Consider the following 26,259-nt stretch of genomic DNA (forward strand, 5'->3'; position numbering starts at 1 on the left):
AAAAAACTTTTAGTTTTTATATTAGTTTGTCTAATCTATTATTTAATCATAATAGACTGGCTCAATCGATCACTTGTTTAGATTTCAAAGATTGACTAATAGTTTAACAATTGTAAGTTAAAAGAACAACGATAAAAAGAAAAGGCTTTATTAACCAGTGAAGTTAAAGGTGGTTTCTCGTTTCGTGAGCTGGAATTATATACGAGCAATACTTAAAGATAGTTGAAATATTTAGGGAATTTTAGAAAAAATTGTTAGACGCTTAAAAATTTTAAAGTATGTATTTTTATTATAGGTTTATAGGGTTTAGTTTATATATGCGTATCCACTTCTTTTTTCTATATTTATAGAGGCTACATTATTATTTTTATCTGTTAAAACTATCTTACAATCACCTTTTAATAGTCTTGAATAAGGTCTTTTCGCTCCTTTATTACCAGTAACACTTACCACTCTCATGGGCCTACCTAATTCGTCAAAATCAATAGTTTGCATTTTGCCTTTTCCGCAACTACCGACAAATTTAACCGATTTTATGCCATATTTTTTTTCAATATTTAAATCTGTATTAATTTTATTACAATAGGATTGAGGAATGCCTCTCCAGCCCGCACTTAAAAATTTATTTGACTTTTGCGTATCGATGGCAACCTCTTCTTTGGAATTTAAGTTACCACTAAATTTATTACCACTACCTCTTTTATCATAAAAAATACTATATTTCCAAGATTTAACCCCAGGCTCATCTACAGAGCACTCTTGCAAACTAGTGTCATTAATAGCTATCCCCCATCTCATTTTAAACCAAAATTTTTCATTTTCTGAATGTACAAATTTATCATCTTGCATGGCAAGGTGCTGGGCGTACCTTATATGCGTTAGCATCTGTGTAGCTGCCTCTCTAGCTCCATTTATTTCTAGCCTTGGTATGATCATTGCTGCAAGTATGCCTACGGCAATAATCACAAAGATAAGCTCTATAACAGTAAAACCCTTGTTTCTATTCATCTACTTACCTCTTATGTCAAAATTTGCAATTACTTTTCCCATTTTTTCTATGCAAAATTTTGATTTTCCATCTAGATCGACGCTTAATAATAAATTTTTAGACTCATATCTTACATCTATACCATAAAATTTAAGTCTTACTGCAAGCTTTTTATTGTCAGTGTATAAATCCTTGATTTCCGCTTCTTTTAATTTATCAGCAAGCTCTTTTACAACATCAAATTTATAGACAAAATGCTTTGTTGGGTTATCTAAAAATAGGTAAAAAATTTGATTAAATACGATCATCGACCAGTTTAAGGCTAAAAAAAGCATCACTAAAGTCGTACAAATTTTATAGCCTTTTCTAAATTTTGGCAATCTTACACGATACGAATTTAAAAAAACTCTTACCATAAGTGGTGTTGCGATCACACAAAATGGCAAAAACTGCTCAAGTTCCAGCCTTTGGCGCATTGAGACTATCATGCAAAAGCAAAATGAGCAAATCACAATAAACCATAAAAGATCTTTTTTCTCTTTTACCCAAATTCTATAAATCGTATAAACAAAAAAGATAAAAATAAACGGCGAAAAAACAGCGGCAAAGATACCAAAAGTATCAATGAAGTGTCCACTTGGCCTACCATTTGTATCAAAGCCAAAAAAGTAAAGCGTGAGTAAAAATAAAATAGCACTTAGCCAAGCAAGCGGAGGCCTTCTTTTATAAAGTGAAAATATAAAAAATCCTGCGTAAAATATCAAAAAATTGCCATCTATAAAAAAAGAAAGGCAAAAAAATACTACAAATAAAATTTTATTTTTAACATGAAAAAAGTATATACATAGGAGCGCCAGCATAACGCAAAGCCCAGCATTATTGACGATAAGAGCTGAAGCTATAGTGCCAGGAAGTAAGATAAAAAGCAATACCGCAATAAGTCTGTCAAACTCTAATTTAATGTAAAATTTGCTTACCTTATACATTAAAACGACACTTATTACATGAAAAGCGATCATCACGGATCTTAAAGAAAGATCTGTTTGACCAAAAATTTGAACACTTAAGTTTAAAACATGGCTAAGAAATTTTTGTTTGTTAAAAAAAATTTCAGCTTCACTGTAACTTATGCTAAGAGAATTTGCCGTATAAAGTAAAAATATACAATCAATCAAACATATTAAAAATACGCTAAAGGCGACGTGATGTCCAACAAATTCTCTAAATTTATCTAGCAAAAATTTTCCTTAAATATGTATATCCCAAAAAAACTCAATCCAGTCGTGAGCCTCTTTTACCTTAAATTCTGGCAAAAGCAGGGCCTTCTCTTTATAAAAGACGGTCGCTATTTTTATATCTAAATTTGGATAACGCTTAAGTAGCTCTCTTTTTATCTCGACCATGCTCTCGCCACTATCGATGATGTCATCGACGAGCAAAATTTTAGTGTATTTGCTAAGATCTGGTACGTTAAAGATATTAATCGTATCAAGCTTGTTTGTATCTTCATAGTGGATAGAATTTAGGGTAAATAAATTTCTATTATTAAGCGCAACAGCTAGCGAGTGGCCAAGCGTTAGACCACCTCTTGCCACAGCTAGTATCACCTCTGGATCAAACTCATCTTTTATCTGTTTTGCCATCTTTTTAGTATCAACAGCAAATTCATCGTAGCTATAAAATATCATCTTTCATCCTTATCAATGCACTAAAAATACGATAAAACTAATGAGCGCTAGCACGACTACACCTAAATTTATATCGCTAAATTCTCTCTTTATGAGCTTAACTATTACGTATGACATAAAGCCAAATGCAAGGCCGTTTGTGATCGAGTAAGTAAGCGGGATAAGCACAACTATAAAAAATGTCGCAACTGCAATGGCTGGATCTTTGAAATTTATACTAGCAAGCTCAGCAAACATAAGCACGCCAACCATTACAAGGATCGGATAGATGGCATTGCCAGGGATCGCTTTAAAAAGTGGCAACATAAATAATGTAAGTATAAATAAAAGTCCGCAAAATACAGCTGTTAGACCAGTTCTGCCGCCCTCTTCTACACCGCTAGCACTCTCTACAAACGATGTGGTCGTACTTACGCCTACAAGCGAGCCAGCCGCCGTAGCAATAGCGTCAGCTTCAAGAGTTTTTTCAAGTTTTACGACGCCATCTTTTTTGTTTTCATCAAAAATTCCAGCCCTCGTTCCTACTCCAGCTAACGTGCCTATCGAGTCAAAAAGATCGGTCACAAAAAATGTGATAACAACTGGCAGCAAGGCTAGACTAAGCGCGCCTTTTATGTCAAGCTCTAAAAATATCGGAGAGATAGAAGCTGGAGTTGAGAAAATTTCTGTTGGATGAGGAGCGATACCAAGCACCCAAGCTATCACTGAAGTAGCAAGCACAGCTAGGATAAACGCGCCCTTTATCTTCCACGCCCAAAAGCAAATAACCAAAAATAACCCCAGAACGCCAAGAAGCACGTTTGGATCTCTGAAATTTCCTATGCCAACCAAAACTGCGTCGCTATTTACGATAAAGCCCATTTGCTGAAACGCCACAAAGCTGATAAAGGTGCCTATGCCAGCGCTTATCGCCCTTCTTAGATCAAGTGGGATGGATCTAATTATCCACATTCTAAAATTTGTAAAAGACAAGACGACAAATATCACGCCGCTTAGAAAAACAACGCCAAGAGCCGTTTGCCAAGGTACTTTCATACCGATGCAAAGACCAAATGTAAAATAAGCATTAAGCCCCATGCCAACGCTCATCGCAACTGGCGTGTTCGCCCAAAGACCATTTAATATAGTAGAAAATATGGTAATTAGCGCAGTTGCAGTGATTAGTGCCTCATAAGGCATGCCAGTTTTGCTCATAATGATCGCATTTACCGGCACGATATACATCATCGCCAAAAACGTCGTAAGTCCCGCTCCAAATTCCTGCTTCACACTCGTTTTGTTTTGTACTAAGTCAAAAAATTTCACCCCAAGCTCCTTTAGTAAATTTTAAGTTCGTTATATAAGCTATCACGCTCAACCGGCGTAAAACCAGATGTTTTAATAAGATCACAAAATGTCTTTAGTGTAACTCCGTTTGCGCTATTTGCACCAGCCGCACTTTGGATACTCTCTTTTTCTATCGTGCCATCAAGATCATCAGCACCAAATTCCTGAGCGATCATCGCTAAATTTAAGGTCGATGTAGCCCAGTAAGCTTTGATATGTGGAACATTATCTAGCACAAGACGTGAGATCGCCAGAGTCTTTAAAATTTCAGCTGATCCTAGAAATTTCACATCTTTTAAGTAGTTGTTTTCTCTTTGATAAACTAGCGGTATAAATGCGTTAAAACCGCCAGTTTCATCTTGCAAGTCCCTGATCCTTAGCATGTGATCGATCCTATTTTCACGACTTTCTATGTGACCAAAAAGCATTGTTGCGTTGCTTTGTCTGCCTTTATCATGCCACATTTTGTGGATTTTGAGCCAGTTTTCGCTACTTACTTTGCCTTTGCAAATTTTAGCCCTGACCTCTTCGTCAAAAATTTCAGCCCCACCGCCTGGCATGCTATCGACGCCGTATTCAAGCATCTTTTCTATCACTTCTTCATAGCTTAAGCCGTAATGTCTTGATAAAAAGTCGATCTCAGCTGCCGTCATCGCCTTTACATGAAGCTCTGGATGAGCTGCCTTTATCTTTTTAAAAATTTCTAAATACCACTGCCAGCCACTTTTTGCGTTGTGGGCTGATACGATGTGTATCTCTTTTACGCCGTGGCTTACGCTCTCATCAACGATCTTTAAAATCTCTTCGTGGCTCATTAAGTATGGATTTGGATTTTTTCTGTGGGCTGAAAATGCGCAAAATTTACAGATGTCAGCACAGATATTTGTTGGGTTTATGTGGCGATTTACGTTAAAAAAGACCTTGCTGCCGTGCAGTTTTCTGCGCTTTTTATCGGCAAATTTAGCCAAGATAAAAAGATCAAGCTCATAAAGCGAAAAAGCCTCTTGCTTGCTTAATCTCTCGCCACTTTCTAGTTTTTGTAATAGATTCATTATTTGTATCGTCCTAAAGCTGAACTTAAGGCTTTATTATAAGCAAATAAAGCTTTGTTTTTGCAAAAATTATGTAACATTTGCCAAGATATTTTTAACAATGGAAACACTAAATGCTAGCTGATAAAAGTGCCAAAAATAGCGATAATTATTCAAAGATCAAAGAGAAATTTCTTGATTTTAAGGCAAATTTGCCAAAACATTTTCAAAAAAATCAGGGTAGAAATTTTGCAAATTTTTTAGCCAAAGAATATGATGATTTTATAAAATCTTATTTAAATGAAACTATGCGAGAATTTTTTGATGAGTTTGTGCCACAAAATGACAGCTTTGCCTTTAGTGTTTTAGCTACTGGAAAATACGCCCAAACCTTACTTAGCGCAAATAGTGAGCTTGAAATTTTACTAGTTTATAAAAATTTAAAAGGCTACAACATAAAGAATTTCTTAAAAGAATTTAGCGAAATTTTAAGTAGCTCTGGAATAAATTTTTATATAAAAAGCGTTGAAATAGATGAAATTTTTACAAATTACAAAGACGATCTCAAATTTAAAAGCGAAACATCGCAAGTCCGATATATCTGTGGTTCAAAAAGTCTCTACCGTCTAGTAAAAAGCGAGATCGTAAAATTAAAAGAATTTGATAAAAAAGCCTTTTTAAACTACCATTTAAAGGCATTTTTGCCGTTTTCTAGCATCAGCTACTTAGCCCAAGAGCCAAATCTAAAAAGTGGCTTTGGCGGGATAGATGAAATTTACCACTTAAACTGCATACTAAACTGCCTTGATAGCGACATTTCAGTTAGATCACAAGCCCTAAAAGTGATGAATGAAAAAGAGATAGCTAGCTTTAATCTAAATGTGGACTTTTTACTAAGCTTACTAACCACCTTAAATTTAACGCAAAATTCTGATACTTTTAGTGCTTCAAGCGTTGAAATCACGACAAATTTCATGCAAACAAAATCTAAAAAGCTCCAAGATAACGAAAGCGTCATCAGCCAAAAGATGCTAAGCTCGATGAATAATGTCGCCATTTATTCGAGGTTTATCGTCGCTTCTCTTTGCAGGCCATTTTTTAAAAGTGAGCTAAATTTTGATCAGAGAAAATTTGCAAGGCTAAAAAATAGCTTTTACGAAATAAATGGCGTTATTTACGTGCCACTTCATAAAAAGCCAGCTCTCATTGAAAATCTAATAACCGAGCTTTTAGAACTAAAAGATGTGGATTATAAATTTGATATAAGCGCGATCTTTTATATAAAGCGAGCCATCATCACAAAAAGTGGCTTAGAGTGTGCTATAAGCGAGTTTAAAAAGATATTTTTAAGAAAAAATTCCTACACAATTTTAAAGTCATTGCTCGATGCGCAAATGATACAAATTTTAATAAAACCAATGGAACACATCAGCCAGCTAGCTCAGTACGACGGCTATCACGAATTTACGGTTGATGAGCATAGTATCTTAAGTGTAAAATTTCTCGAAAATATAAAAGATAAATTTATAAAAAATCTCTACACCGAGCTTTGCTTGGAGGGCAAAACAATGCTAAAGATCGTGACTTTAATGCACGATGTTGGCAAGGGGCTTGGTAAAGATCACGCAAATATCGGCGCTAATATCTTTAGAGCCTACGCAAACAAGCTAAATTTAAGCCAAAAAGCCGTAAATATCGGCGTCATCTTGATAAGATACCACACGCTAATGAGCAACGTCTCAAACAGAGAAGACATTTATTCCCAACGCGTTATATTTGCCTTCATCTCAAAGCTTGGCGACAAGCAGGTTTTAAAACTGCTTTACATCCTTAGCTACTGCGTGATAAACGCCACAAATGAGAGGCTCTATAACGCCTACACAGCAAAGCTTTTAAGAGAACTTTATGAAATTTCTCTTAGTGCATTTAGCGATGAAAATTTACTTGATGAAGCGACAAGACGTGTAAAAAAAGAGCAGTCTATAAAACGAAATAGCGAGTTTTTGACGCTTGAACTAAGCTTGCAAGAGAAAATTTTTAAAATCACATCAAATCTTGTCTTTATAAAATATAGTGCGAGTGAGATCATAAATTTAAGCAAGGCTGCAGATAGCTTAGATACGACAGAAATTTTTATAAATAACTCTAAAAATTTAAGCATACAAATTTATACAAAAAAGAGCCTAAACTTAAGTGCCCTGCTCTATGAATTTGCCAAATTTGACCTTGCATACATGGAAATTTTTGAGCTATTTGAGAAGAAATTTTATATCAGGCTTGATTTTAACCAAAATGTTAAAAAAGAGGAGCTTGAAAATACTAAAAATTTAGCTCTAAAATCCCTAAATAGCGAGGTTCTAAAAGAGCCTTTGAAACCAAACATTAACAAAGATGAGATAAACTTCGAGCTAAATCACTCAAAAGATTACGCCAAACTTAGCATCAACGCAAAAGATCAGCGCGGGCTAATGGCTTATGTGATGAGTGTTTTTGACAGGCTTCATTTTCAAGTCACGAGTGCTAGAATCCAAACGGTCAAAAATAGAACGAGAAATCTCTTTTTGATCGAGAAAAACGAGCGACTTGAGAGTAAAGGTGAAGAGATATTAAATTTATTAATAAGTGAGTAAAAAATGTGTGGAATCGTAGGATACATCGGAGATAAAGAGAAAAAAGAGGTCATTTTAAGCGGTCTAAAAGAGCTTGAGTACCGAGGATATGACAGCGCTGGTATGGCTGTGATGAGTGATGACAAAATCGACTTTTTTAAGGCTGTCGGTAAGCTTGAAAATTTAGCCCTAAAGACAAAGGACTTTACATCAACTGGCTTTGGTGTGGCGATAGGTCACACACGCTGGGCGACTCACGGAAAACCAACCGAGATCAATGCTCACCCACACCTTGGCGAACACTCATTTGTCGTTCACAACGGCATCATCGAAAACTACAAAGAGCTTAAAGATGAGCTTGAAGCAAAGGGCGTGAAATTTGTCAGCCAAACCGACACCGAAGTGATCGTGCATCTTTTTGAAGAAATTTTAAAAGAGAAAAAAGACCCATTTAAAGCTTACGAGGCGACTATCGCAAAGCTAAGAGGTGCTTATGCGACGCTACTTATCACCAAAACTGCGCCTGATAAGATATTTTTCGCAAAAGATGCTGCTCCTATGGCGATAGGAAAGAGCGATAAAAAAGAGCTATATTTTGCTTCATCAGATGCTCCACTTATTGGCAATGCAACAGAAGTGGCATATCTTGATGACAATAACTACGGCTATGTGAGCTTAGACGAGATCGCAGTCTTTAAGCACGGCAAAAAGGCGAGCATAACGTTTAATGCTTTACCAAAAGATAAGAGCTATGCCCAAAAAGAGGGCTATACATTTTTCATGGAGAAAGAAATTTACGAGCAAGGTGCAGTCGTATCTGAAACCATCATGGGCAGAGTCAAAAACCACAAAGTCACCCTTGAAAATTTAGACGATGAATACCTAAAAGGTATCGATGATGTTGTGCTTTGTGCGTGTGGTACGAGCTATCATGCAGCGCTAACCGCAAGCTATCTCTTTGAAAGACTTGCTAAAGTTAGAACAAAGGTCGAAGTGGCAAGCGAATTTAGATATAGAAAGCCTTATCTAAACAAAAACTCGCTCTTTATCGTCATCTCGCAAAGTGGCGAGACAGCTGACACTCTTGAAGCACTTAGGATAGCAAAAGAGGCTGGGCTAAAGACACTTGCGATTTGCAACGTCGATAACTCATCTATCGTTAGACTAGCTGATAATACGCTTCTAACTCGCGCTGGTATCGAAAAAGGTGTGGCAAGCACAAAGGCCTTTGCAACGCAGATCATCGTACTTTGGATGCTTGTGCTTCAAATGGCGGCAGCTAAAAATTCTATCAGCAAAAAAGAGCTTGATCACGAGATCAAAACGCTTCTTCACATCCCACAAATTTTAAATATCAATAACTCTCTTCAAGAGAAGCTTCACCGCCTAAGCAAGCACTATTTGCATGGTCATGGCTTCTTTTTTATCGGCAGAGATATCTTCTATCCGCTGGCACTTGAAGGTGCGCTAAAGCTTAAAGAAATTTCATATCTTCACGCCGAGGGCTATCCATCAGGCGAGATGAAACACGGCCCTATCGCACTTGCGGACGAGAAGCTATTTACGATCGCTTTAATGCCTCAAAATTTGTTATACGAAAAGACAAAGAGCAATGTCGAAGAGCTTGCCGCAAGAGATGCTTACATACTAGCGATAAGCCCACTTGAGTTTGAGCTAAGCGATGACTACGTAAAAACAAGCGCACAAGATCACTATATGAGTGAATTTTTTGAGATGATGCTAGTGCTTCAGCTACTTGCACTTGAAATTTCCGTTAGACTTGGCAACAATGTCGATATGCCAAGGAACCTTGCAAAAAGCGTAACTGTCGAATAATTTATGTGGCTGGCATCTTGCTGGCCGCTTAAATTTTCATAAAAATAATTTTGCATTATGTTATTAAACATAAATTTTATATTAATATTTTTATAATATTTACTCATATATAATTCTAAAACCAACTTAAATATTAAGGATAAAAATGAAGTTAAGCTCATCTTTACTAAGCGTAGGTCTTGGAGTTTTACTTTTAAGCGGTTGCGCAACTGGCAACAACAATGGTGTAACTGGCAGTGCTGCTGGTAGCAACAACAAAAATGCTAACACAAAAATAGAAAAGTGTAGTAGCACTCTTGGAACACTTGCGTTTTATGAAGACCAGAATTCTGACTGGTATTCATATTTAACACGCAACTACAAGCTCACATCAACTATTCCTGTTTTGCGCCTTCTTGCACAACAAACTGGCTGCTTTGTTATAGTTGAGCGTGGTGCTATGATGGATAATATGATGCAAGAGCGTGCGCTTGATAGATCAGGCGAACTACGTAGCGGTTCTGGCTTTGGCAAAGGCAAAATGGTGGCAGCTGATTATACTATTCGCCCTGAAATATTCTTTAGTAACGAAGATACAGGTGGTGCAGGTGGTCTTGTTGGAGCACTTTTTGGTAGTGTAGCGGGTGCTATAGCTGGTGGTTTTTCAACAAAAGAGACACAGACCACATTGGTTCTTATAGAAAACCGTTCAGGCGTTCAATTAGCAGCGGCCATTGGTTCAGCTTCTAGCACTGACTTCTTTGGCATGGGCGGCGGTGCTGGCGCTTCTCTTGGTGCTGGACTTGGAGCATATTCAAGAACACCTGAGGGAAAAACACTTGTAAATGCTTTCCTTGATTCAATGAATCAATTAGTTATCGCCCTAAAAGACTACAAAGCGCAAACAGTAAAAGGTGGTCTTGGCAAAGGTGGAAGCCTAAAAGTAGGAGATTAATATGAAATTTATAGCCATTTTATTTTGTTCATTAACTTTTTTGTTTGCTATGAGTTATGAAAAAAAAGTTGAAGCTAGGCTTTGTGGTCTTATAAATCAAAGAGAAATGGCTAAAATTTATGGCGATATAAGAAGCATTGATAGCTTTGATAAAAAAATAGAAAGCTACAAATTTCGCAACGGAATAGAAAAATTTGACGAGGATAGTTGCCGTGCAAATGGCTACTATCCTGTTGATCCAAACTATGCGCCATATCCGCCTAACTACCGCCCATACTATCAAAATGAGTACGACAGATTTGATAGATTTCAGCGTGGTTACCGTAGAGGCTACTATAACGATGATGACGGCTATGATGATGGTTTTGATCGTGGCTATAGACGTGGTTATAAGGATGCAAGAAGAGATTATAGGCTAGGTAGATAATCTTATCTAGCCTCAACTTTCCACGGCTCTCTTTTCTAACAAAAAACGATTTTTACAAATAGTAAATCAAAAAACAACACATATACCAAATTTTACTGCTATAAATAAATTCAGTGCATTGAGTAAAAATCACAAAACATAGGAATGCTACTCTTACTTTTAGGCAAATAATGCAAAACCTGTGGATATGGCAACATCTCAACTACCCAAATTTCTCTTTCGATAAAAGTGCAATAGATACCCTTACAAATAAGCTAGAGCAAGATCACGAAAATTTAAAAGAGATAACAAGCAAGACCAGCAGAAACGATCTTTTAAAGGCGCAAATTAGTGCGCTTGAAGATGAAATAATAAGCTCATCTCTCATAGAGGGCGAGAGGCTAAAAAGATCAAGCATTCGCTCATCGGTAAAAAAGAGACTAGATGAAAATTTGACTGGCTAGCCGACACTTATGCGACTAGACATAGTGATAATCTAGTCTCGCTAATGCTTGAAGCAAATTTAAACAAAGCTCCTATGAACTTCGAGCGACTACATGGCTGGCACAATGCCTTGTTTGAATATAGCCATAGCAAAATTTATAAGATAAAAAGAACTAAATTTAGAGATGATGAGATGAGCGTCGTCTCAGGCTCACAAGAAAATGTGCAAATCCACTACGAAGCCTTGCCAGCAGAGCACGTAGAGGATGAGAAATTTTTTAAATTTTATCAATAAAAATCACAAAAACGCCTATGTAAAAAGCGCCTTAGCGCACCTTTGGTTTGTGATCATCCATCCTTATGAGGGCGGCAACGGACGCATGGCAAGGGCTTTGGCGCACTACTGCTTGGCTTGAGAGCATTGAGCCATTTTCAATATCGAGCATTATTTACGCAAATAAAAAAGATTATTATGAAATTTTAGAGCAGACAACAAAGCTTGAAAATAATTCAAATTTTGACTTCACAGCATGGATAAAGTGGCATTTAGAAGCGGTAAATAGCGCCATAAAACAAGCTATAAGCTCATTAAAAGGATAAAATTTCTATCAAATTTAAGAGCCAAAGCCCTTAAATTTTATCTTTACTTAGGATTTTTGCGAGCTGCTCTTTGATCTCATCATCAAATTCGCTAACACTTATCACGCCCCTGCTCTCGCACATCTTAGCGTCATTTACCTCGCAGTAGCCACTTAGCGCGTTTTTATATCCGCCCCTTATGCAGGCCTCTCTATCCTCTAAAAATCCAGCCCCACCAAGGATGAGCACGCCAAGGTCAAAGCCGATCTTAAATTTCGCACTCGCCGAGCTTTTTATCCAGCTTAAAAATATCTCATCATATCTTAGTCCAAGCGCTCCAACGCCGTCTGGCACGACCAAGATATCCACGCCATAAAGGCTCTCAGCATAAATTTCAGGATGAAACCTAATGCCAAATTCATCGACAACCTCAGGCTTTAGTGCGTAAGTCTTGATATTAAAATCCTCAAATTTATGTAAAAAATCATAAATTTTGGCAAAGCTTAGTAGATTTAGCTTGTCAAACATCAAAATGCCAACTTTCATGCTAGCTCCTTTTAATGAAGTGCCTCATTTAGCTTGATCGCCCTTTTGCTCGCACTTGCAGTGATCTGACCTGTTTGGCTATTTTGTCTAAAATGAAGTCCATTTAGCCTGCCAAGCTCAAGTGCTTTGTAAATTTCAGCTTCAAATTTAAACTCTGGATTTAGCTTAGCTAACTTTTCGCGCTCGCTAGCTGATATATAGACCTTTGTGCCTTCAAGCACTGCTATACCAGCATCCACGATGCAGTTATCACCAAGTGGCACGCCTGTGACTGAGTTTGCGCCAAGCAAGCAGTGTTTGCCGATGCTTACAGGGTTGCCATTTGTGCCACTTAGCACGCCAAGTATGCTAGCTCCGCCACCTACGTCGCTACCCTCGCCAACTACGACAGAGCTGCTAACTCTGCCTTCAACCATTACGCCACCAGTTGTACCTGCGTTAAAGTTGATGTAGGCAGCACCTGGCATAACGACTGTGCCAGGATACACGGCAGCACCCATGCGAACCTTAGCTGAGTCTAAAATTCTCGTATTATCCGCCGGAATGATATGGCTTAAAAATCTTGGGAATTTATCCACGCTCACGATCGCTGGATATTCGCCAAACATCTTTAGAGAAATTTCATTTTCTCTTAGCCATTCAAGCTCAATCGGCGTATTTTGGCTAGTCCATGCAACATTTGGTAACACACCAAAAGCTCCATCAAGTACGATCGTTCTAGGTGCGACTTTGCCAAGCGATATCAAGTAAAGCTTGAGATAAACAGCCTCCACGCTAAGTGGTTTTGCATCGTCAAACAAAAATACAAGTTTAAATTTATTCTCATTTAGTTCAAGATCGTCATCAAATGCCATTTTTACGGCATGTAAATTTTGTACATTTTTATGAGAGCTTATCTCTTTTTCAAAGACACTAAAGAGCTTGCTAGCTTTTTTCACCACTTTTGGCGTAAGATCAGCTATAAATTCAGAGCCATTAAAATCAACCTTAACATCACATTTTTGCAAAGTATAAATATAAGCAGCAGCGCTTAAAAAGCTCTCTTTGTAATTTACAACAGCGAATGTCGCTTGTAAAATTTTATCTGTATTTTTTTGCCCACGATCGATCCTAGCGATACCAAAAGCAAGCGGATCTTTATAGCCATCTTTTTTTCTAAATTCTTCAAAAAATTCCTTAAATTCATTTACATCTTTAAACTCTTTAGACATCTATTCTCCTTTAAATTTTTTCTTAGTCTAGCCAAAAATGGCTAAAAATTTTATGATTTTAAGTCCATTAAAATTTTTAAATATTTTTATATTCTTAATAATGATTAATCTTATCATAAAGCAAATTGCAATAAGATTTTGCAAATTTAAAGAAGGAGTTTAAATATCAAATTTAGTAACAAAACCTAGATTTGCTCTGGCTGCATTGATCGGCCTTGTCGCTGGCATTGTCTCAGCTTTTGTCAAATGGGGAGCGGAATTCCCACTTCCTCCAAGAAGTCCGATGGATATGTTTAACGCTGCTTGCGGACCAGAGAGTGCCATTAGGGCAGCCGATGCGATCGATTGCTCTAGAAATTTCTTAAATCCGCCTTATGTATTTTTAAGGGATTATTTGGGCGTAGCCGATCCAAATGCCGCTATTTACGAGTTTGCAGGGCATGCATTTAACTACGTAATGATGACGCATATATTATTTTCGATCGTTTTTGCGGTTGCTTATTGTGTTTTGGCTGAGAAATTTCCAAAGATTACAATATGGCAAGGCTTACTAGTTGGCGTTATCGTAAATATCGCTGTTCACGTGATCGCACTACCTATTTTGGGGCTTACTCCACCACTTTGGACACTCCCTTGGTACGAGCATGTATCTGAATTTGTCGGCCACATGATATGGTTCTGGTCGATAGAGATCATCCGTCACGACTTAAGAGCTAGGATCACAAAAGAAAAAGATCCGAGTGATTATTGCTGCTGCAACGCATAAGTGCAAATTTTTGCTGTTTTGGGCTAAAAACCTAAAACAGCAACCAAATTTATCTCACCGTTTAAAAGCAAAATTTATCCGCGATTAGCACTCCTGGCTAAGCTCTAAATTTTCTAAACGAAGTGGCTTTTCACCTTCAAAAATCACCCCAATACCAAAAGGCTCGCAAATATCAAGCGCACCATCGGCAAACCTCATCAGCCACTGCTTATCATGCGCATAAAAGGTGCATTGAGGCGAGCTAAACGGCAGATCGCAAACTGGCACTTCAAGCGCTCTAAGCTCATCCTTGTTCAAAAGGCATTTTTGCTTAAGCTTCTCTCGCAAAAACGTAAGTGCGTCTTTTATGTACCGGTCGATACCCTGAGCGATACTCTGCGCAAGCAAAATCGTCTCATTATCCACGTCTGCCCCATCTGTGCTAACAAGGCAAAATGGCACCTGATCAAAGATTTTACTTTTTAGCCACGTCTCCGCATACCAGATAAAGCCATCATCTGTTGCAACTTTTTCAAGTTCGCCAAATTTTAAAGTCATTTTTTATTCTCATTTTTTGTAGTTTTGCTACTCCTATGAAAAGAGCCAAATTTAAGCAGATTTGTAGTGAGCTAAAATTTATCATCTAAAATAGAAATAGCTTGTAAATTTGCCCTTTTAGCATAAAGTAAAAGCTAAATTTACAAGCAAATTTTCAGTTTTTCTCGCTATTTAAAAGCAAAATTTCTCATCAGTGCCATTTTGCTTGCGCATAGCTTTAAAGTTAGCAAGATTATCTTTATCTAAAAAGTAATCTTTCTCTTTTTTATTGCGCGCTTCTAGCTTTTCTATGCTTTTTGCAAGTGCTGCTTTTCTATCTTCGTGAGGCGAGCTAAATTCTGGCGAAAACATCGCTTCATAGGCATTTTTCTTAGTCCATTCAAGCGCTTTATCAGCGATCTCTTGTTGCTTTTTGATATCGCAAAATGCATAAGGATTGACCACGTCGCCAACAAGCTTCATAAACGCCCCTATCGCAGCCACCACATCAGTAAATTTCTCGCCCTCCATGTCTATAATGCCTCTTAGCAAGATCACGCGGTTTTTTGCCACATAAAACCAAAATACCGCATCATCGCGAAGTCCAAGATCATAAGCGCGAGCTGAGAGAACAAAAAGAGTTATCGGAGAGACCATTTGTGGGGCGTCTTGCACGATCTTTTCAGTCTTTTTGAAGTCCTCTTCTTTGCCACTTTTTAAAAGCTCATCTATCTTGTCATAGACCTTAACGTACTCCACCTTGCCAGCATTTGCTGAGTAGTAAGGCGTGACGTAGATGTCGATACTTCTTACTTTGCCATCGTTTGCAAAGCCACATACCGCTCCAAAAAGTAGTGCCGTAAGCAGTGATAAAATTTTCATTTTAGCTCCTTGGTTTAAAATTTTTATTATTTCAACTAAAAGCAGTTGAAAAGATTAGGATAAATTTAAGAAAAAGTCCGCAAATTTAAAGCGGACTTCGAAGATTAGTTTTTAAAACTATGAATTGGAGCTGGAATTTGTCCGCCACGAGCGATGAAGTCGGCACTTGAGGCTTTGTTTATCTTCATCACAGGCGCTCTTCCTAAAAGGCCGCCAAACTCGATCATATCGCCCTCACGGCCTAATGGTATGATACGAACGGCCGTTGTTTTTTGATTTATAACGCCGATAGCCGCCTCATCAGCGATCATCGCAGCTATACTCTCGCTTGGCGTGTCCGCAGGTATGGCGATCATATCAAGACCAACCGAGCATATCGCCGTCATCGCTTCAAGCTTTTCTAAATTTAGCGATCCCACGCGCACCGCAGCTATCATGCCCTCATCTTCTGAGACCGGGATAAATGCACCGCTTAAGCCGCCCACTTGATTGCACGCCATGACGCCACCTTTTTTGACCGCGTCATTTAGGAGAGCAAGTGCCGCAGTCGTGCCATGCGTACCAACAGCCTCAAGCCCCATCTCTTCAAGCACACGAGCTACCGAGTCACCCACAGCAGGCGTCGGAGCAAGAGAAAGATCGACGATACCAAATTTAACCCCAAGGCGCTCGCTCGCCATCTGGCCAACTAGCTGGCCGATACGCGTAATCTTAAATGCCGTCTTTTTCACCGTCTCAGCCACTACGTCAAAACTCTCGCCACGCACCTTTTCAAGAGCTCTTTTTACTACGCCTGGACCAGAAACGCCCACATTTATCACCACATCAGCCTCACCCACGCCATGAAATGCACCGGCCATGAAAGGATTATCCTCGACTGCGTTTGCAAAAACGACAAGCTTCGCGCACCCCATCTCCGAAGCTGCCGCCGTCTCTTTTATGATACGTCCCATGTCACGTACCGCACTCATATTTATGCCGGTTTTCGTTGAGCCGACATTGACACTTGCGCATACTTTTGAAGTCTGAGAAAGTGCTTGCGGGATAGAATTTATCAAAATTTCATCGCCCTTTTGATAGCCCTTTTGAACTAAAGCTGAAAAACCACCTATAAAATCAATACCAACCTCAATAGCCGCCCTATCAAGCGTCTTTGCGATCATCACGTAGTCTTTTGCGTCCGTTGCGGCGCCGATTATCGAGATAGGCGTCACGCTTACTCTTTTATTGACGATTGGTATGCCTAGCTCAGCAGAAATTTCGTTGCCCACTTTGACTAGGTCTTTGGCTTTAGTGGTGATTTTTGCATAAATTTTGTCGCAGGCTTTGCCCATATCAGGATCGATGCAGTCAAGCAAACTAATGCCCATCGTGATCGTTCTGATGTCAAAATTTTGCTCTTCGATCATCGAGATCGTTTCGGTTACGTTTTTGATGTCCATTGTTTTTCCTTAGATTGTATGCATCGCATCAAAGATAGCGGAACTTTGGATGTTAATCTTGACTTTAAGGCTCTCTCCAAGCTTATTAAGCTCTTCTCTTAGGACCGTAAAATCCTTATTTTCATCACTTGAAACCACTGCCATCATCGTAAAAAACTCATCTAAAATAGTCTGTGAGATATCATCTATGTTTAGCCCTAGCTCGCTAAGCTTTGCTGAGACGCCAGCAACGATGCCGACTCTATCTTTTCCGACTACAGTTACGATCGCTTTCATGTTTTCTCCTATTAAATTTTAAATGATTGCATTTTGGCTCCAAAATTTAAGCCAAGCATCAAGCAAAGCTAAATTTTGGTAGCCAAATTCAAACTGGCAAATTTTAAAATTTGCTCTAAATTTTATCTTTTGTAAATTTTACTTTGAGCAAGCACTCTTGCCGTCATTTACTGGCTGGATCGCTGAGTTATCAGCTCCGCCATCACTATTTATATTTTCTATCACTTCCCAAAGTCTAGCAGCCGCACTCTCGTAACGTTTTGCAGTGACTGAGTTTGGCTCGTAAAAGCTAACTGGCTTACCATTATCCCCGCCCACGCGAACAGCTGGCTCGATAGGGATTTCAGCTAAAATTTGCGTGTTGTAAGCTTTTGCCACCTCTTCAGTCGTACCTTTACCAAAGATATCGTACTCTTTGCCGTTATCTGGACAGATGAAACCACTCATATTTTCGATGACACCAGCGATTGGGATGTGAAGCTTCTCAAACATATCAAGCGCACGCTTGCTATCGTCAAGCGCTACCACTTGTGGCGTTGTGACGCAGACACCTGCAGTTACTGGCACGCTTTGAGCTAGAGTTAGCTGTGCATCACCCGTTCCTGGAGGCATGTCAAGAAACAAGACATCAAGCTCGCTCCAAAGTACGTCTTTTAGTAGCTGCTCGATCGCTTTCATGATCATTGAGCCACGCCAGATAAGGCTCATGCCCTCCTCCATCAAAACGCCCATACTCATCATCTCAACACCATGGCTAAGTATCGGTTTTAGCTTGTTACCAACAACTTGTGGCTGGGTATTTACTTCGCCAAGCATTCTTGGGATGTTTGGTCCATAGATGTCAGCGTCCAAAATTCCCACTTTTTTGCCTAGTTTTGCCATTGAGATGGCCAAATTTAGAGTCGTGGTTGATTTACCAACGCCACCTTTTCCTGAGCTTACCATTATGAAATTTTTAACTTGTGGTGCGATATTTTTACCACTTTGAGTGTTACTTTTCTCCTCAGGTATCTTTGGCTGGATCAAATTTAACACATACTCATTTGAGCCCATGACACGTTTGATATCCGTTTTTAGCTCGTTTGCCACTTCTGGGCTTGAGCTAACTATCTCGACCTCAATTAAAATTTTATCGCCGATTTCTACATTTTTTACAAAGCCAAAGCTAACTATATCTTTTTCAAAACCAGGATATATAACACCTTTTAGCCTATTTAAGACCTCTTCTTTATTTAACATTTTTCTCCTTTTTCTAGATCTTTTGAAATTTTATATGCACAAAATTTTGGTCCGCACATCGAACAAAAATGAGCGCTCTTAAACGCATCTTCTGGCAAGCTCTCATCATGAAGCTTTCTAGCTTTCTTTGGATCAAAGCTAAGCTCAAACTGCTTATTCCAGTCAAATGCGTATCTAGCATCACTCATCTCGTGATCTTTTTCGATCGCTCCAGCTTTGCCAAGTGCGACATCTGCGGCGTGAGCTGCTATCTTGTGAGCTACGATGCCCTCTCTTACGTCATTTTCATTTGGCAAGCCAAGGTGCTCTTTTTGCGTCACGTAGCAAAGCATGCTAGCGCCGTGATATGCTGCCATTGTGCCACCGATCGCCGAGGTGATATGATCGTATCCTGCACCTATGTCTGAGACAAGCGGCCCAAGCACGTAAAATGGGGCATCATGGCACAGCTCTTGTTCGATTTTCATATTATACTCAATTTGATTTAATGGCACATGGCCAGGGCCTTCTATCATCACTTGCACATCTTTTTCCCACGCCCTAATCGTAAGCTCTCCAAGCACCTTTAGCTCGCTAAGCTGTGCCTCATCTGTCGCATCAAAAAGGCATCCTGGGCGAAGTCCGTCACCAAGCGATAGAGATACATCATATCTTGCGCAAATTTCTAAAATTTGATCAAAAATTTCATAGAAAGGATTTTGTCTATTTAACTTTGACATATAGCTGGCGCTTAGGCTACCCCCACGGCTTACTATGCCCATTTTTCGCTTTTTAACAAGCGGCAAAAACTCACGCAAAAAGCCAGCGTGTATCGTAAAGTAACTAACCCCTTGCCTTGCTTGCTTCTCTAGCACGCTTAAAATTAGCTCATTTGTGATATTTGTAACCTCTTTTGCCTCTTTTAAAATTTCATACATAGGCACTGTGCCAATTGGCACGCTTGAATGCTCGATGATCGCACTTCTAATAGCATCTAAATCGCCGTCCGTACTTAGATCCATAACCGTATCAGCGCCAAATTCTAGGCAAATTTCAAGCTTTCTAAGCTCAGCGCAAATGTCGCTACTTAAGCTTGAGTTGCCGATATTTGCATTGATTTTTGTCTTTAGCTTTCTACCTATGCCCATTGGCTTTAAATTTTTATGATTTATATTTGCTGGGATGATGATGCTACCTTTTGCAACCCCATCCATCACCAAATTTTCATTAAGCCCTTCGATCCTTGCCACATAGCTCATCTCTTGCGTTATCTCGCCGCGCCTAGCATAATACATCTGCGTCTTATCTCTCATATAAGGCCTTTTTTGATTTTTAAAAACCTCATTTTAGTCCTTTTTTGATTTAAACTAACTAAATAAGCTTTTAAAAATTTACTTTTTAAAAAGAAATTTTGAAGTTTTGAGATGTATAATTCTGTAACAATTTTCAAAGGAGTTATCTTGCTTGATATATCACTTATAATGCTTGGAGCAGGAAATTCTAGCCGTTTTGAGCTACCAGTAAAGAAGCAATGGCTTCGAATAGGAAGCGATCCACTTTGGCTATTTGCTACTAAAAATTTGAGTAACTTTTACACATTTAAAGAGATAATTGTCGTTAGCAAAGAGTGCAAATATATGTCAAAATTTGCTCCAAATTATAAATTTGTTGATGGCGGTGAAACCAGGCAAGATAGCCTAAAAAACGCACTTGAGCTAGTAAATAGCGAATTTGTCTTAGTTAGCGACATCGCTCGCCCTTGTATCTCAAGCGAGCTTTTTCACAAAATTATAGAGGCAGCGAGTCAAGCTGATTGTGTAGTTCCAGCGCTAAAGATCGCAGACACCGCTTATCTTGGCGAAAACGCTATCGATAGAGAAAAGGTAAAACTTATCCAAACACCACAACTCTCTCGCACAGCACTTCTTAAAAAAGCTCTTAGCGGCGGTGAAATTTACACAGATGATAGCTCAGCTATGAGAGCCATTGGTGCGAGCGTTTGGCAAATTTTAGGCGATGAAATGGCAAGAAAGATCACTTACAAAGAAGATCTTGCCAAAATTTCTGCTTTAAAAGAGCCCGAAAATGAAGTCTTTGTGGGAAATGGCTTTGATGTGCATGAGTTTGAAAAGGGCCGTCCTTTGATTCTTTGCGGCGAGAAGATCGACTATGAGTTTGGTCTAAAAGCTCACAGCGACGGCGACGTGGCACTTCATGCATTAACAGACGCTATCTTGGGAGCTGCTGGGCTTGGCGATATAGGCGAGCTTTTCCCTGATACGGATGCTAAATTTAAAGATATTAGCTCCATTTACTTGCTTGAGGAAGCTTACAAAATGGTGCAAAGCGTGGGCTTTGTGCTAACAAACGCTGATATTACGATAATGGCGCAAAAACCAAAAATTTCAAAACTAAAGTCAAAAATGGAGGCAAACATAGCAAAAGCTCTAAAATTAAGCCAGAGCCGCATAAATGTAAAGGCAACGACTACTGAAGGGCTTGGCTTTGTGGGCAGATGCGAAGGGATCGCCGTAATGGCAAGTGCAAGCCTTAAATTTTACAACTGGAAGCAAATATGAAAATTTTAATAGTAGAAAATGAAATTTACCTAGCTGGCTCTATGGCTAGTAAACTAGCTGATTTTGGCTACGACTGCGAGATCGCTAAAAGCGTAAAAGAGGCGTTAAAGTTTGAAAATTTTGATGTAGTGTTACTTTCTACCACACTTCCAGGGCAGGATTTTTACCCTGTTATCGAAAAATTTAAAAGCTCTATCATCATCTTACTAATCGCTTATATCAATAGCGACACTGTGCTAAAACCGATTCAGGCAGGGGCGGTTGATTACATCCAAAAGCCATTTATGATAGAAGAGCTAGTTAGAAAGATAAAGCATTTTGAGGAATTTAGAAATTTCAAAAATGAGATCAAAAACTATGAAAGCTACGTAAATTACGCTTTAAAAGAGTACGAAATTTCTAGCTTTGAGGCAAAAAAGATAAAATTTCCACTGCTTTTAAAATCAAGCAAAAGCGGATATAGCGATAAATTTATATTTAGCTACGTAAAAGCTTGCAAATTACCATTTTTATTTTTAGGCAAAGCCTGTTTCTCTGAGCTTGAAAAGGCACTAGCCAAAAATGGTGATGAGCTAATCTATATGACAAATTTAGAGGAGCTAAAACAAGAAGAAAAAGAGAAAATTTTAGAAATTTGCAAAAAGAAAAAGGTTGCGATCTCAACTAGCGATTTTGCACAAAGAGCACCATTTGACGAGCTTGAACTTTCAGGACGCGATAAAAATTTCAATATCGATGAGATCGTTACGATCGATGAATATATAAAGTACATAATCGTTAATTATCAAGATAAATTCCCTGATACAGAACTTAGCAAAAAGCTTGGAATTTCTAGAAAATCACTTTGGGAAAAGAGAAAGAAATATGACGTCAGCAAGAAAAAATAGTGAAATTTCTATAAATACCGAAGTTTTTGGTGCTTTGGAGCTAATAAAAAATAAAATTCTCTCAGATTATGACTCGCTTATGGATGATGAGCAGATAAAAGAGGTGAGTAAAAAGGGCTATTTTAATGGCGAGCCGATGCCGTATTCTTTTGGATTTGCTCCATTTGGTGAGCTAAATCAAAATATTACTAGCAAGCTTACTTCTGGACAAAAGGTAAATCTAAGTCTTGATGGTAAGGTCGTTGGACACATCAATGTTGCCAAAGTCTTTAAATTTGACGAGAACATGAGAGCTAAAAATATATTTTTAGCAAACGAAGCTAGCAATGATAAAGAGCTAAATTTGGGCAAATACGGTATTAGCGGCAAATTTGAGCTTTATGATGAAAGTATGCAAATAAGCAAAAATGCACTAAACGATCTAATAAAAGAAGATGGAGCTAAAAAGATAACGGCGGTCTTTTTAACGGCTGATCCATTTAATAGAGCTCACGAGCGCCTTATTAGAATGACTATTGATAAAGCTGATTTAGTAATCATTTTTTTAATAAGAACACGCGAAGAAAAGCACGTTGATTACGAGATTAGAAAGCAAGTGCTAGATTATTTTATACAAAATTATTTGCCGATAAAAAAGGTCTTTGTCTTTGCTCTAAAAAATACGACTCTTTTTAGCTCACACGCAAACCCTACACTTGAGTGCATCGCTGCTTCAAGATTTGGGGCGAATAAGCTAGTCATCGGACAAAACCACTCAGGAATTGGAATGTTTTTTGATCACAATGAAGCTCATACGATTCTTGATATTTATAAAAACGACCTAAATTTAGAGGTAATCGTACTGCCAGAGCTAGTTTATTGTAACAAATGCAAGACGCTAGTTAGCACCAAAAGTTGCCCGCACGGACAACATCATCAGATAAAATATCATCCAGATGTTATCAAAGAGCTGCTATTTAACGGCATTATGCCACCAGCAATTCTTGTGAGGCCAGAAATTTCTGCACTGGTTTTAAGCAAACTCTTTACAAATCGCTTTAAAGACGTGCAAAAGCTTTGTGATGATCTTTTTGTAAATTCAGGATTACTTGAAAACAAAACTGACCGTGACTTTTACGAAGAGCTTATGAAGCTTTATCAAACGTCATCACTTACTTAAGGAAATTTATGCAAAAACTATTTTTAACTTTTTTTGGATTTGGACTTTTGCCAAAAGCGCCTGGCACTTGGGGCTCTATCGCTGGCGCTGTGGTAGCTTATTTTGTGCTTTATTTTTTATCATCAACCACGCTTTTTCTAGCTAGCATTTTGCTATTTTTGGTAAGCATTAGTGTTATAGATGATTTTGAAAAAAAGGTAAATTCTCACGACGAAAGTTTTATAGTTATAGACGAAGTTGCTGGAGTTTGGCTTGCTATTGCCATTAGCGGAGCTACGATCTCTCAACTCATACTCTCGCTTGTACTTTTTAGAGTGCTTGATATTAAAAAGCCTTCGATAATAGGCAGGATCGACCGCAATGTAAAAGGTGGCCTTGGCGTAATGGGCGATGATATGGTAGCTGGCTTTTTTGCTGGAATAATTAGCGCAATAATATACGGAGCTACTATAAAATTTGGCATAACTTTGCCGTAAAAATATAGATTTTTGGCAAAGTTATATAGGCTTAAATATCTTTTATATAAATTTTAAGCAAGTCCTAGTTCGTTTAAAACAGAACTTAAATTAACCGAGCTACTATTCTTACTATTAAGATTTTTTTGCTTCTCTAGCAGAGCTTGATTAGCAAGTGCTACATTTAGCTCTTTGCGGTAATCACTTAAAATTTTATCCATTATTTTAAGCAGCTCATTTTTTTGATCCTGTGTTTTTGCGGGATCATCTATGCCTAGAAGTTCAGTTAGCTCCTTTTTCTTTTGGGCTATTTTTTCTTCTATCTTGTTAGAATTTAGCTCACTTATAAAACCAACTGCGCCAATTTCAGTAAGTCTTTTTTTAAACTGTTCAATCTTATCTGAAATTTTTGCATCGCTTGCGATCTTATCCATAGCAAGGCTTAAAATTTCATCAAAACTATTTTTTTTATCCTTAGTTTTGCTTGAGCCTGATTGCAATAAATAATCGATTATGTCGTTATTTTGTACCTTCATATATCTCCTTTTGCTGTATTGAGATATATTTTATAAGCAAGATTTATTCCTAAAAGTTAATCTCTTTGGCTGTTTTTGCTTTTTGTAAGATAAAACTAGCAAACTCATCACTAAAATTTGGGCACCAAACAACCTTGTAGAAGCTAAAATTTAGCTCTTTTGCAATCTTTGCATACTCAATAACTAGCTCAAAAATGGTCTCAGAGTTATCAATACAAAAAGAGAGTGGATAGATAAGAGCCTTTTTACTCTTGCACTTTGCCAAAATTTCATTTAGTGAGGGCTCTAGCCATTTTACAGGCCCAAGACGCGACTGGTAGGCTAAATTTATCTCTTTGAAGTTTAATCCGCTATCTTTTATCATTTTGCTTAGAATTTGCACATGCTCATTTATATGTTTTTCGTAGACATCACCTTTATCGATAATTTTTTGAGGCAACGAATGAGCCGAAAAGATAAGCTCCACATCGCTTACATCTATATTATTTATGGCTTCATTTATGTGCGAGATTATGATTTTGTTGTAAATTTCATCATCATAAAATGGTCCACAAAGCAAAATTTTAGCCTTTACGCCTAACTCATCTTTTGCTTTTTTAAAATCATCTAAACTCGAAGTTATTGTAGTTTGTGAATGATGAGGATAAAGTGGCAAAAGCACTATCTCATCAAAATTTTCGTATTTTTTAAGCACATCTTTTGCAAATGGTGAAGTATAGTTCATCGCAAAATCAACTGCGTCAAACTCATTTTGTAAGCTTGAAATTTTATCGCAAAGCTTAGCTGTAAGCTCGCAAATAGGTGATTTGCCACCTATTTGTTCGTAGTTATGCTTAGCTGTTTTTAGCCTACCTTTTGTGATCATAAAAGCCACAAATTTTCTTAAAAATTTATTCTTTATACCCAAAATATAAGGATCATTAAACATATTTTTTAGAAAAATTTCTACATCAGCAAGGCTATTTGCCCCGCCCATATTCAAAAGTAAAAGTGCCTTTTTCATCAAAATAGCTCTTTAATTTTTATCGCATCATCAATGCTTGAAAGCTCGCTACTTTCTCCGCTTTGACAAAGATCATAAAAGGCATCATATTGAGCTTTTATCTCATTATTTATGGGATCGGTTTTTAAATTCATCTGTCCATTTTCATTAACCCTATGAAGCTTATAATCGATAAGATCGCCAAAATAAACACCTTCTTTTGCGTTTACTTCTATCTTAAAACGCTCTAAAGAGCCACAAAAAGAATCAGTAATACTCACCAAAATTTGATTTTTCATTTTAATGTTTATTCCAACATTGTCGCATATTTTGGTATTTGTTTTATTTGCCTGAGTATAAAAAAAGCTGCAAATTTCACTATCTACTAAATTTTTCGCAAGGTCTATATCGCAAAGTGAAAGCTCATTTATAATATTTCCTTCGCAAAGTGGCCTAAAATGCGCAATTGAAATGCTATAAATTTCTTCTTCTTTTAAAAGTGCCTTTTTTAATGAAACGATAGTTGGATTAAAGCGCTCATCAACGCCAGTGCAAACTCTTACTTTATTTACCACTGAGGCATATTTTATCTCTTTTAGCTCGCTCACGTTTTTAAATATCGGTCTTGAAATCAAGATATTTTGGCAATATTTTGCACACTGACAAAAGGCCTCTACAATCTCATGTTGAGGCAAACAAAGTACGACAGCTTGTGGCTGGGCTACTTCTATAAATTTCTTAAACTCATCAAAAAACGGAGCTCTGCAAGCATCATCTCTATTTTCTTTATCAAAAACTCCACAAACTTCAAATTTGTCAGAACGCCTCAGCTCCATATAGTGCCGCTTGCCAACTAGATTGTATCCAACAATGCCAATTTTGAGTTTCACTAAAGACCTTTTAGTTATAAATTTTTAGGCTATTTTAATTGCAAATCGCTTTTAAACAAATAAATTTATAAAA

29 protein-coding genes are annotated in these 26,259 nt (G+C 37.9%); 13 read left to right on the forward strand and 16 right to left on the reverse strand.

All coding sequences use genetic code 11. The features are described from left to right. Positions 1–306 precede the first annotated feature (306 nt). The 5 genes from CYP64_RS00005 to mqnE are packed head-to-tail and all read right to left on the reverse strand — an operon-like array spanning position 307 to position 5,057. The gene (locus CYP64_RS00005) at positions 307–1,008 is read right to left on the reverse strand and encodes a pilus assembly FimT family protein (protein WP_103648214.1); all 702 of its coding nucleotides are present in this window, start codon (positions 1,006–1,008) and stop codon (positions 307–309) included. Next, entirely contained in the window at positions 1,009–2,226 is a 1,218-nt protein-coding gene (locus tag CYP64_RS00010) for a glycosyltransferase family 39 protein (protein ID WP_103648215.1), read from the reverse strand. 9 nt (positions 2,227–2,235) lie between these two features. After that, positions 2,236–2,676 (reverse strand): phosphoribosyltransferase, encoded by a 441-nt coding sequence (locus tag CYP64_RS00015; protein WP_054196841.1) that lies wholly within the window; start codon positions 2,674–2,676, stop codon positions 2,236–2,238. 12 nt (positions 2,677–2,688) lie between these two features. Continuing rightward, positions 2,689–3,981, reverse strand: coding sequence for an NCS2 family permease (locus CYP64_RS00020; protein ID WP_103648216.1), 1,293 nt, complete (start codon positions 3,979–3,981; stop codon positions 2,689–2,691). A gap of 11 nt (positions 3,982–3,992) precedes the next feature. Continuing rightward, the gene (gene mqnE, locus CYP64_RS00025) at positions 3,993–5,057 is read right to left on the reverse strand and encodes an aminofutalosine synthase MqnE (RefSeq protein WP_103648217.1); all 1,065 of its coding nucleotides are present in this window, start codon (positions 5,055–5,057) and stop codon (positions 3,993–3,995) included. 110 nt (positions 5,058–5,167) lie between these two features. Between mqnE and CYP64_RS00030 the strand changes: the two genes are divergently transcribed. The 8 genes from CYP64_RS00030 (at position 5,168) to CYP64_RS09880 (ending at position 11,862) form a co-directional block, all read left to right on the forward strand. Continuing rightward, on the forward strand, positions 5,168–7,663 hold the full coding sequence (locus CYP64_RS00030; protein WP_103648218.1) for an HD domain-containing protein: 2,496 nt from the start codon (positions 5,168–5,170) through the stop codon (positions 7,661–7,663). Positions 7,664–7,666: 3 nt separating this feature from the next. Further along, on the forward strand, positions 7,667–9,478 hold the full coding sequence (gene glmS, locus CYP64_RS00035) for a glutamine--fructose-6-phosphate transaminase (isomerizing) (RefSeq protein WP_103641540.1): 1,812 nt from the start codon (positions 7,667–7,669) through the stop codon (positions 9,476–9,478). 145 nt (positions 9,479–9,623) lie between these two features. After that, the gene (locus tag CYP64_RS00040; RefSeq protein WP_103640498.1) at positions 9,624–10,412 is read left to right on the forward strand and encodes a peptidoglycan-binding protein; all 789 of its coding nucleotides are present in this window, start codon (positions 9,624–9,626) and stop codon (positions 10,410–10,412) included. Position 10,413: 1 nt separating this feature from the next. Next, positions 10,414–10,839, forward strand: coding sequence for a gamma-glutamyl phosphate reductase (locus CYP64_RS00045; RefSeq protein WP_103640499.1), 426 nt, complete (start codon positions 10,414–10,416; stop codon positions 10,837–10,839). A 170-nt stretch (positions 10,840–11,009) separates the two neighbouring features. Continuing rightward, on the forward strand, positions 11,010–11,282 hold the full coding sequence (locus CYP64_RS00050; protein ID WP_103640500.1) for a DUF4172 domain-containing protein: 273 nt from the start codon (positions 11,010–11,012) through the stop codon (positions 11,280–11,282). Positions 11,283–11,326: 44 nt separating this feature from the next. Continuing rightward, complete coding sequence (locus tag CYP64_RS00055) at positions 11,327–11,557, forward strand: hypothetical protein (protein ID WP_103640501.1); 231 nt, start codon at positions 11,327–11,329, stop codon at positions 11,555–11,557. Continuing rightward, the gene (locus tag CYP64_RS10440) at positions 11,529–11,678 is read left to right on the forward strand and encodes a Fic family protein (RefSeq protein WP_103603203.1); all 150 of its coding nucleotides are present in this window, start codon (positions 11,529–11,531) and stop codon (positions 11,676–11,678) included. Before CYP64_RS00055 ends, CYP64_RS10440 begins: the two co-directional genes overlap by 29 nt. Next, on the forward strand, positions 11,623–11,862 hold the full coding sequence (locus tag CYP64_RS09880) for a hypothetical protein (RefSeq protein WP_141089402.1): 240 nt from the start codon (positions 11,623–11,625) through the stop codon (positions 11,860–11,862). The genes CYP64_RS10440 and CYP64_RS09880 overlap by 56 nt, the downstream gene beginning before the upstream one ends. Positions 11,863–11,892: 30 nt before the next feature. On the opposite strand, the gene CYP64_RS00065 is transcribed toward CYP64_RS09880, so the two are convergent. Next, positions 11,893–12,387 (reverse strand): hypothetical protein, encoded by a 495-nt coding sequence (locus CYP64_RS00065; RefSeq protein WP_103640502.1) that lies wholly within the window; start codon positions 12,385–12,387, stop codon positions 11,893–11,895. An 11-nt stretch (positions 12,388–12,398) separates the two neighbouring features. After that, positions 12,399–13,598 carry a tetrahydrodipicolinate N-succinyltransferase N-terminal domain-containing protein gene (locus CYP64_RS00070; protein ID WP_103640503.1) on the reverse strand — a complete coding sequence of 400 codons (1,200 nt, stop codon included), beginning with the start codon at positions 13,596–13,598 and terminating at the stop codon, positions 12,399–12,401. A gap of 205 nt (positions 13,599–13,803) precedes the next feature. Here CYP64_RS00070 and CYP64_RS00075 point away from each other — a divergent pair, with 205 nt between their 5' ends. Next, positions 13,804–14,364, forward strand: a complete 561-nt coding sequence (locus CYP64_RS00075) for a YagU family protein (protein WP_223155520.1) — start codon at positions 13,804–13,806, stop codon at positions 14,362–14,364. Between the two features lie 84 nt (positions 14,365–14,448). On the opposite strand, the gene CYP64_RS00080 is transcribed toward CYP64_RS00075, so the two are convergent. From CYP64_RS00080 to thiC, 6 genes are all read right to left on the reverse strand, one after another. After that, positions 14,449–14,901, reverse strand: a complete 453-nt coding sequence (locus CYP64_RS00080) for a hypothetical protein (protein WP_103623894.1) — start codon at positions 14,899–14,901, stop codon at positions 14,449–14,451. Positions 14,902–15,072: 171 nt separating this feature from the next. After that, entirely contained in the window at positions 15,073–15,762 is a 690-nt protein-coding gene (locus CYP64_RS00085; RefSeq protein WP_103640392.1) for a cytochrome-c oxidase, read from the reverse strand. Positions 15,763–15,866: 104 nt separating this feature from the next. After that, positions 15,867–17,204, reverse strand: a complete 1,338-nt coding sequence (locus CYP64_RS00090) for a PFL family protein (protein ID WP_103640391.1) — start codon at positions 17,202–17,204, stop codon at positions 15,867–15,869. 9 nt (positions 17,205–17,213) lie between these two features. Then, positions 17,214–17,480, reverse strand: coding sequence for an ACT domain-containing protein (locus CYP64_RS00095; protein WP_103580254.1), 267 nt, complete (start codon positions 17,478–17,480; stop codon positions 17,214–17,216). 138 nt (positions 17,481–17,618) lie between these two features. Then, positions 17,619–18,719 (reverse strand): Mrp/NBP35 family ATP-binding protein, encoded by a 1,101-nt coding sequence (locus CYP64_RS00100; RefSeq protein ID WP_103648219.1) that lies wholly within the window; start codon positions 18,717–18,719, stop codon positions 17,619–17,621. Then, a complete protein-coding gene (gene thiC / locus CYP64_RS00105; RefSeq protein WP_103648220.1) occupies positions 18,713–20,011 on the reverse strand; it encodes a phosphomethylpyrimidine synthase ThiC in 1,299 nt (432 codons plus the stop codon). Before thiC ends, CYP64_RS00100 begins: the two co-directional genes overlap by 7 nt. A gap of 147 nt (positions 20,012–20,158) precedes the next feature. Between thiC and CYP64_RS00110 the strand changes: the two genes are divergently transcribed. Genes CYP64_RS00110 through CYP64_RS00125 form a run of 4 tightly spaced genes read left to right on the forward strand, consistent with a single transcriptional unit; the run spans position 20,159 to position 23,799 of the window. Beyond that, positions 20,159–21,277 carry a bifunctional 2-C-methyl-D-erythritol 4-phosphate cytidylyltransferase/2-C-methyl-D-erythritol 2,4-cyclodiphosphate synthase gene (locus CYP64_RS00110; RefSeq protein WP_103648221.1) on the forward strand — a complete coding sequence of 373 codons (1,119 nt, stop codon included), beginning with the start codon at positions 20,159–20,161 and terminating at the stop codon, positions 21,275–21,277. Further along, positions 21,274–22,164, forward strand: a complete 891-nt coding sequence (locus tag CYP64_RS00115; RefSeq protein ID WP_103648222.1) for a response regulator — start codon at positions 21,274–21,276, stop codon at positions 22,162–22,164. The genes CYP64_RS00110 and CYP64_RS00115 overlap by 4 nt, the downstream gene beginning before the upstream one ends. After that, entirely contained in the window at positions 22,142–23,323 is a 1,182-nt protein-coding gene (locus CYP64_RS00120; protein WP_103648223.1) for a sulfate adenylyltransferase, read from the forward strand. The genes CYP64_RS00115 and CYP64_RS00120 overlap by 23 nt, the downstream gene beginning before the upstream one ends. An 8-nt stretch (positions 23,324–23,331) precedes the next feature. Continuing rightward, entirely contained in the window at positions 23,332–23,799 is a 468-nt protein-coding gene (locus tag CYP64_RS00125) for a phosphatidylglycerophosphatase A family protein (RefSeq protein WP_103648224.1), read from the forward strand. A gap of 53 nt (positions 23,800–23,852) precedes the next feature. Here CYP64_RS00125 and CYP64_RS00130 read toward each other — a convergent pair whose 3' ends face one another. From CYP64_RS00130 to CYP64_RS00140, 3 genes are read right to left on the reverse strand one after another with little or no spacing between them, the layout of a single operon-like run. After that, entirely contained in the window at positions 23,853–24,314 is a 462-nt protein-coding gene (locus CYP64_RS00130; protein WP_084109308.1) for a response regulator, read from the reverse strand. A 49-nt stretch (positions 24,315–24,363) separates the two neighbouring features. Next, a complete protein-coding gene (gene hemH / locus CYP64_RS00135; protein ID WP_103648225.1) occupies positions 24,364–25,317 on the reverse strand; it encodes a ferrochelatase in 954 nt (317 codons plus the stop codon). Further along, complete coding sequence (locus CYP64_RS00140; protein ID WP_103648226.1) at positions 25,317–26,186, reverse strand: Gfo/Idh/MocA family protein; 870 nt, start codon at positions 26,184–26,186, stop codon at positions 25,317–25,319. The genes hemH and CYP64_RS00140 overlap by 1 nt, the downstream gene beginning before the upstream one ends. Between the last annotated feature and the right edge of the window lie 73 nt (positions 26,187–26,259).

The organism is Campylobacter concisus, from assembly GCF_002913945.1.
Classification (GTDB): Bacteria; Campylobacterota; Campylobacteria; order Campylobacterales; family Campylobacteraceae; genus Campylobacter_A; species Campylobacter_A concisus_P.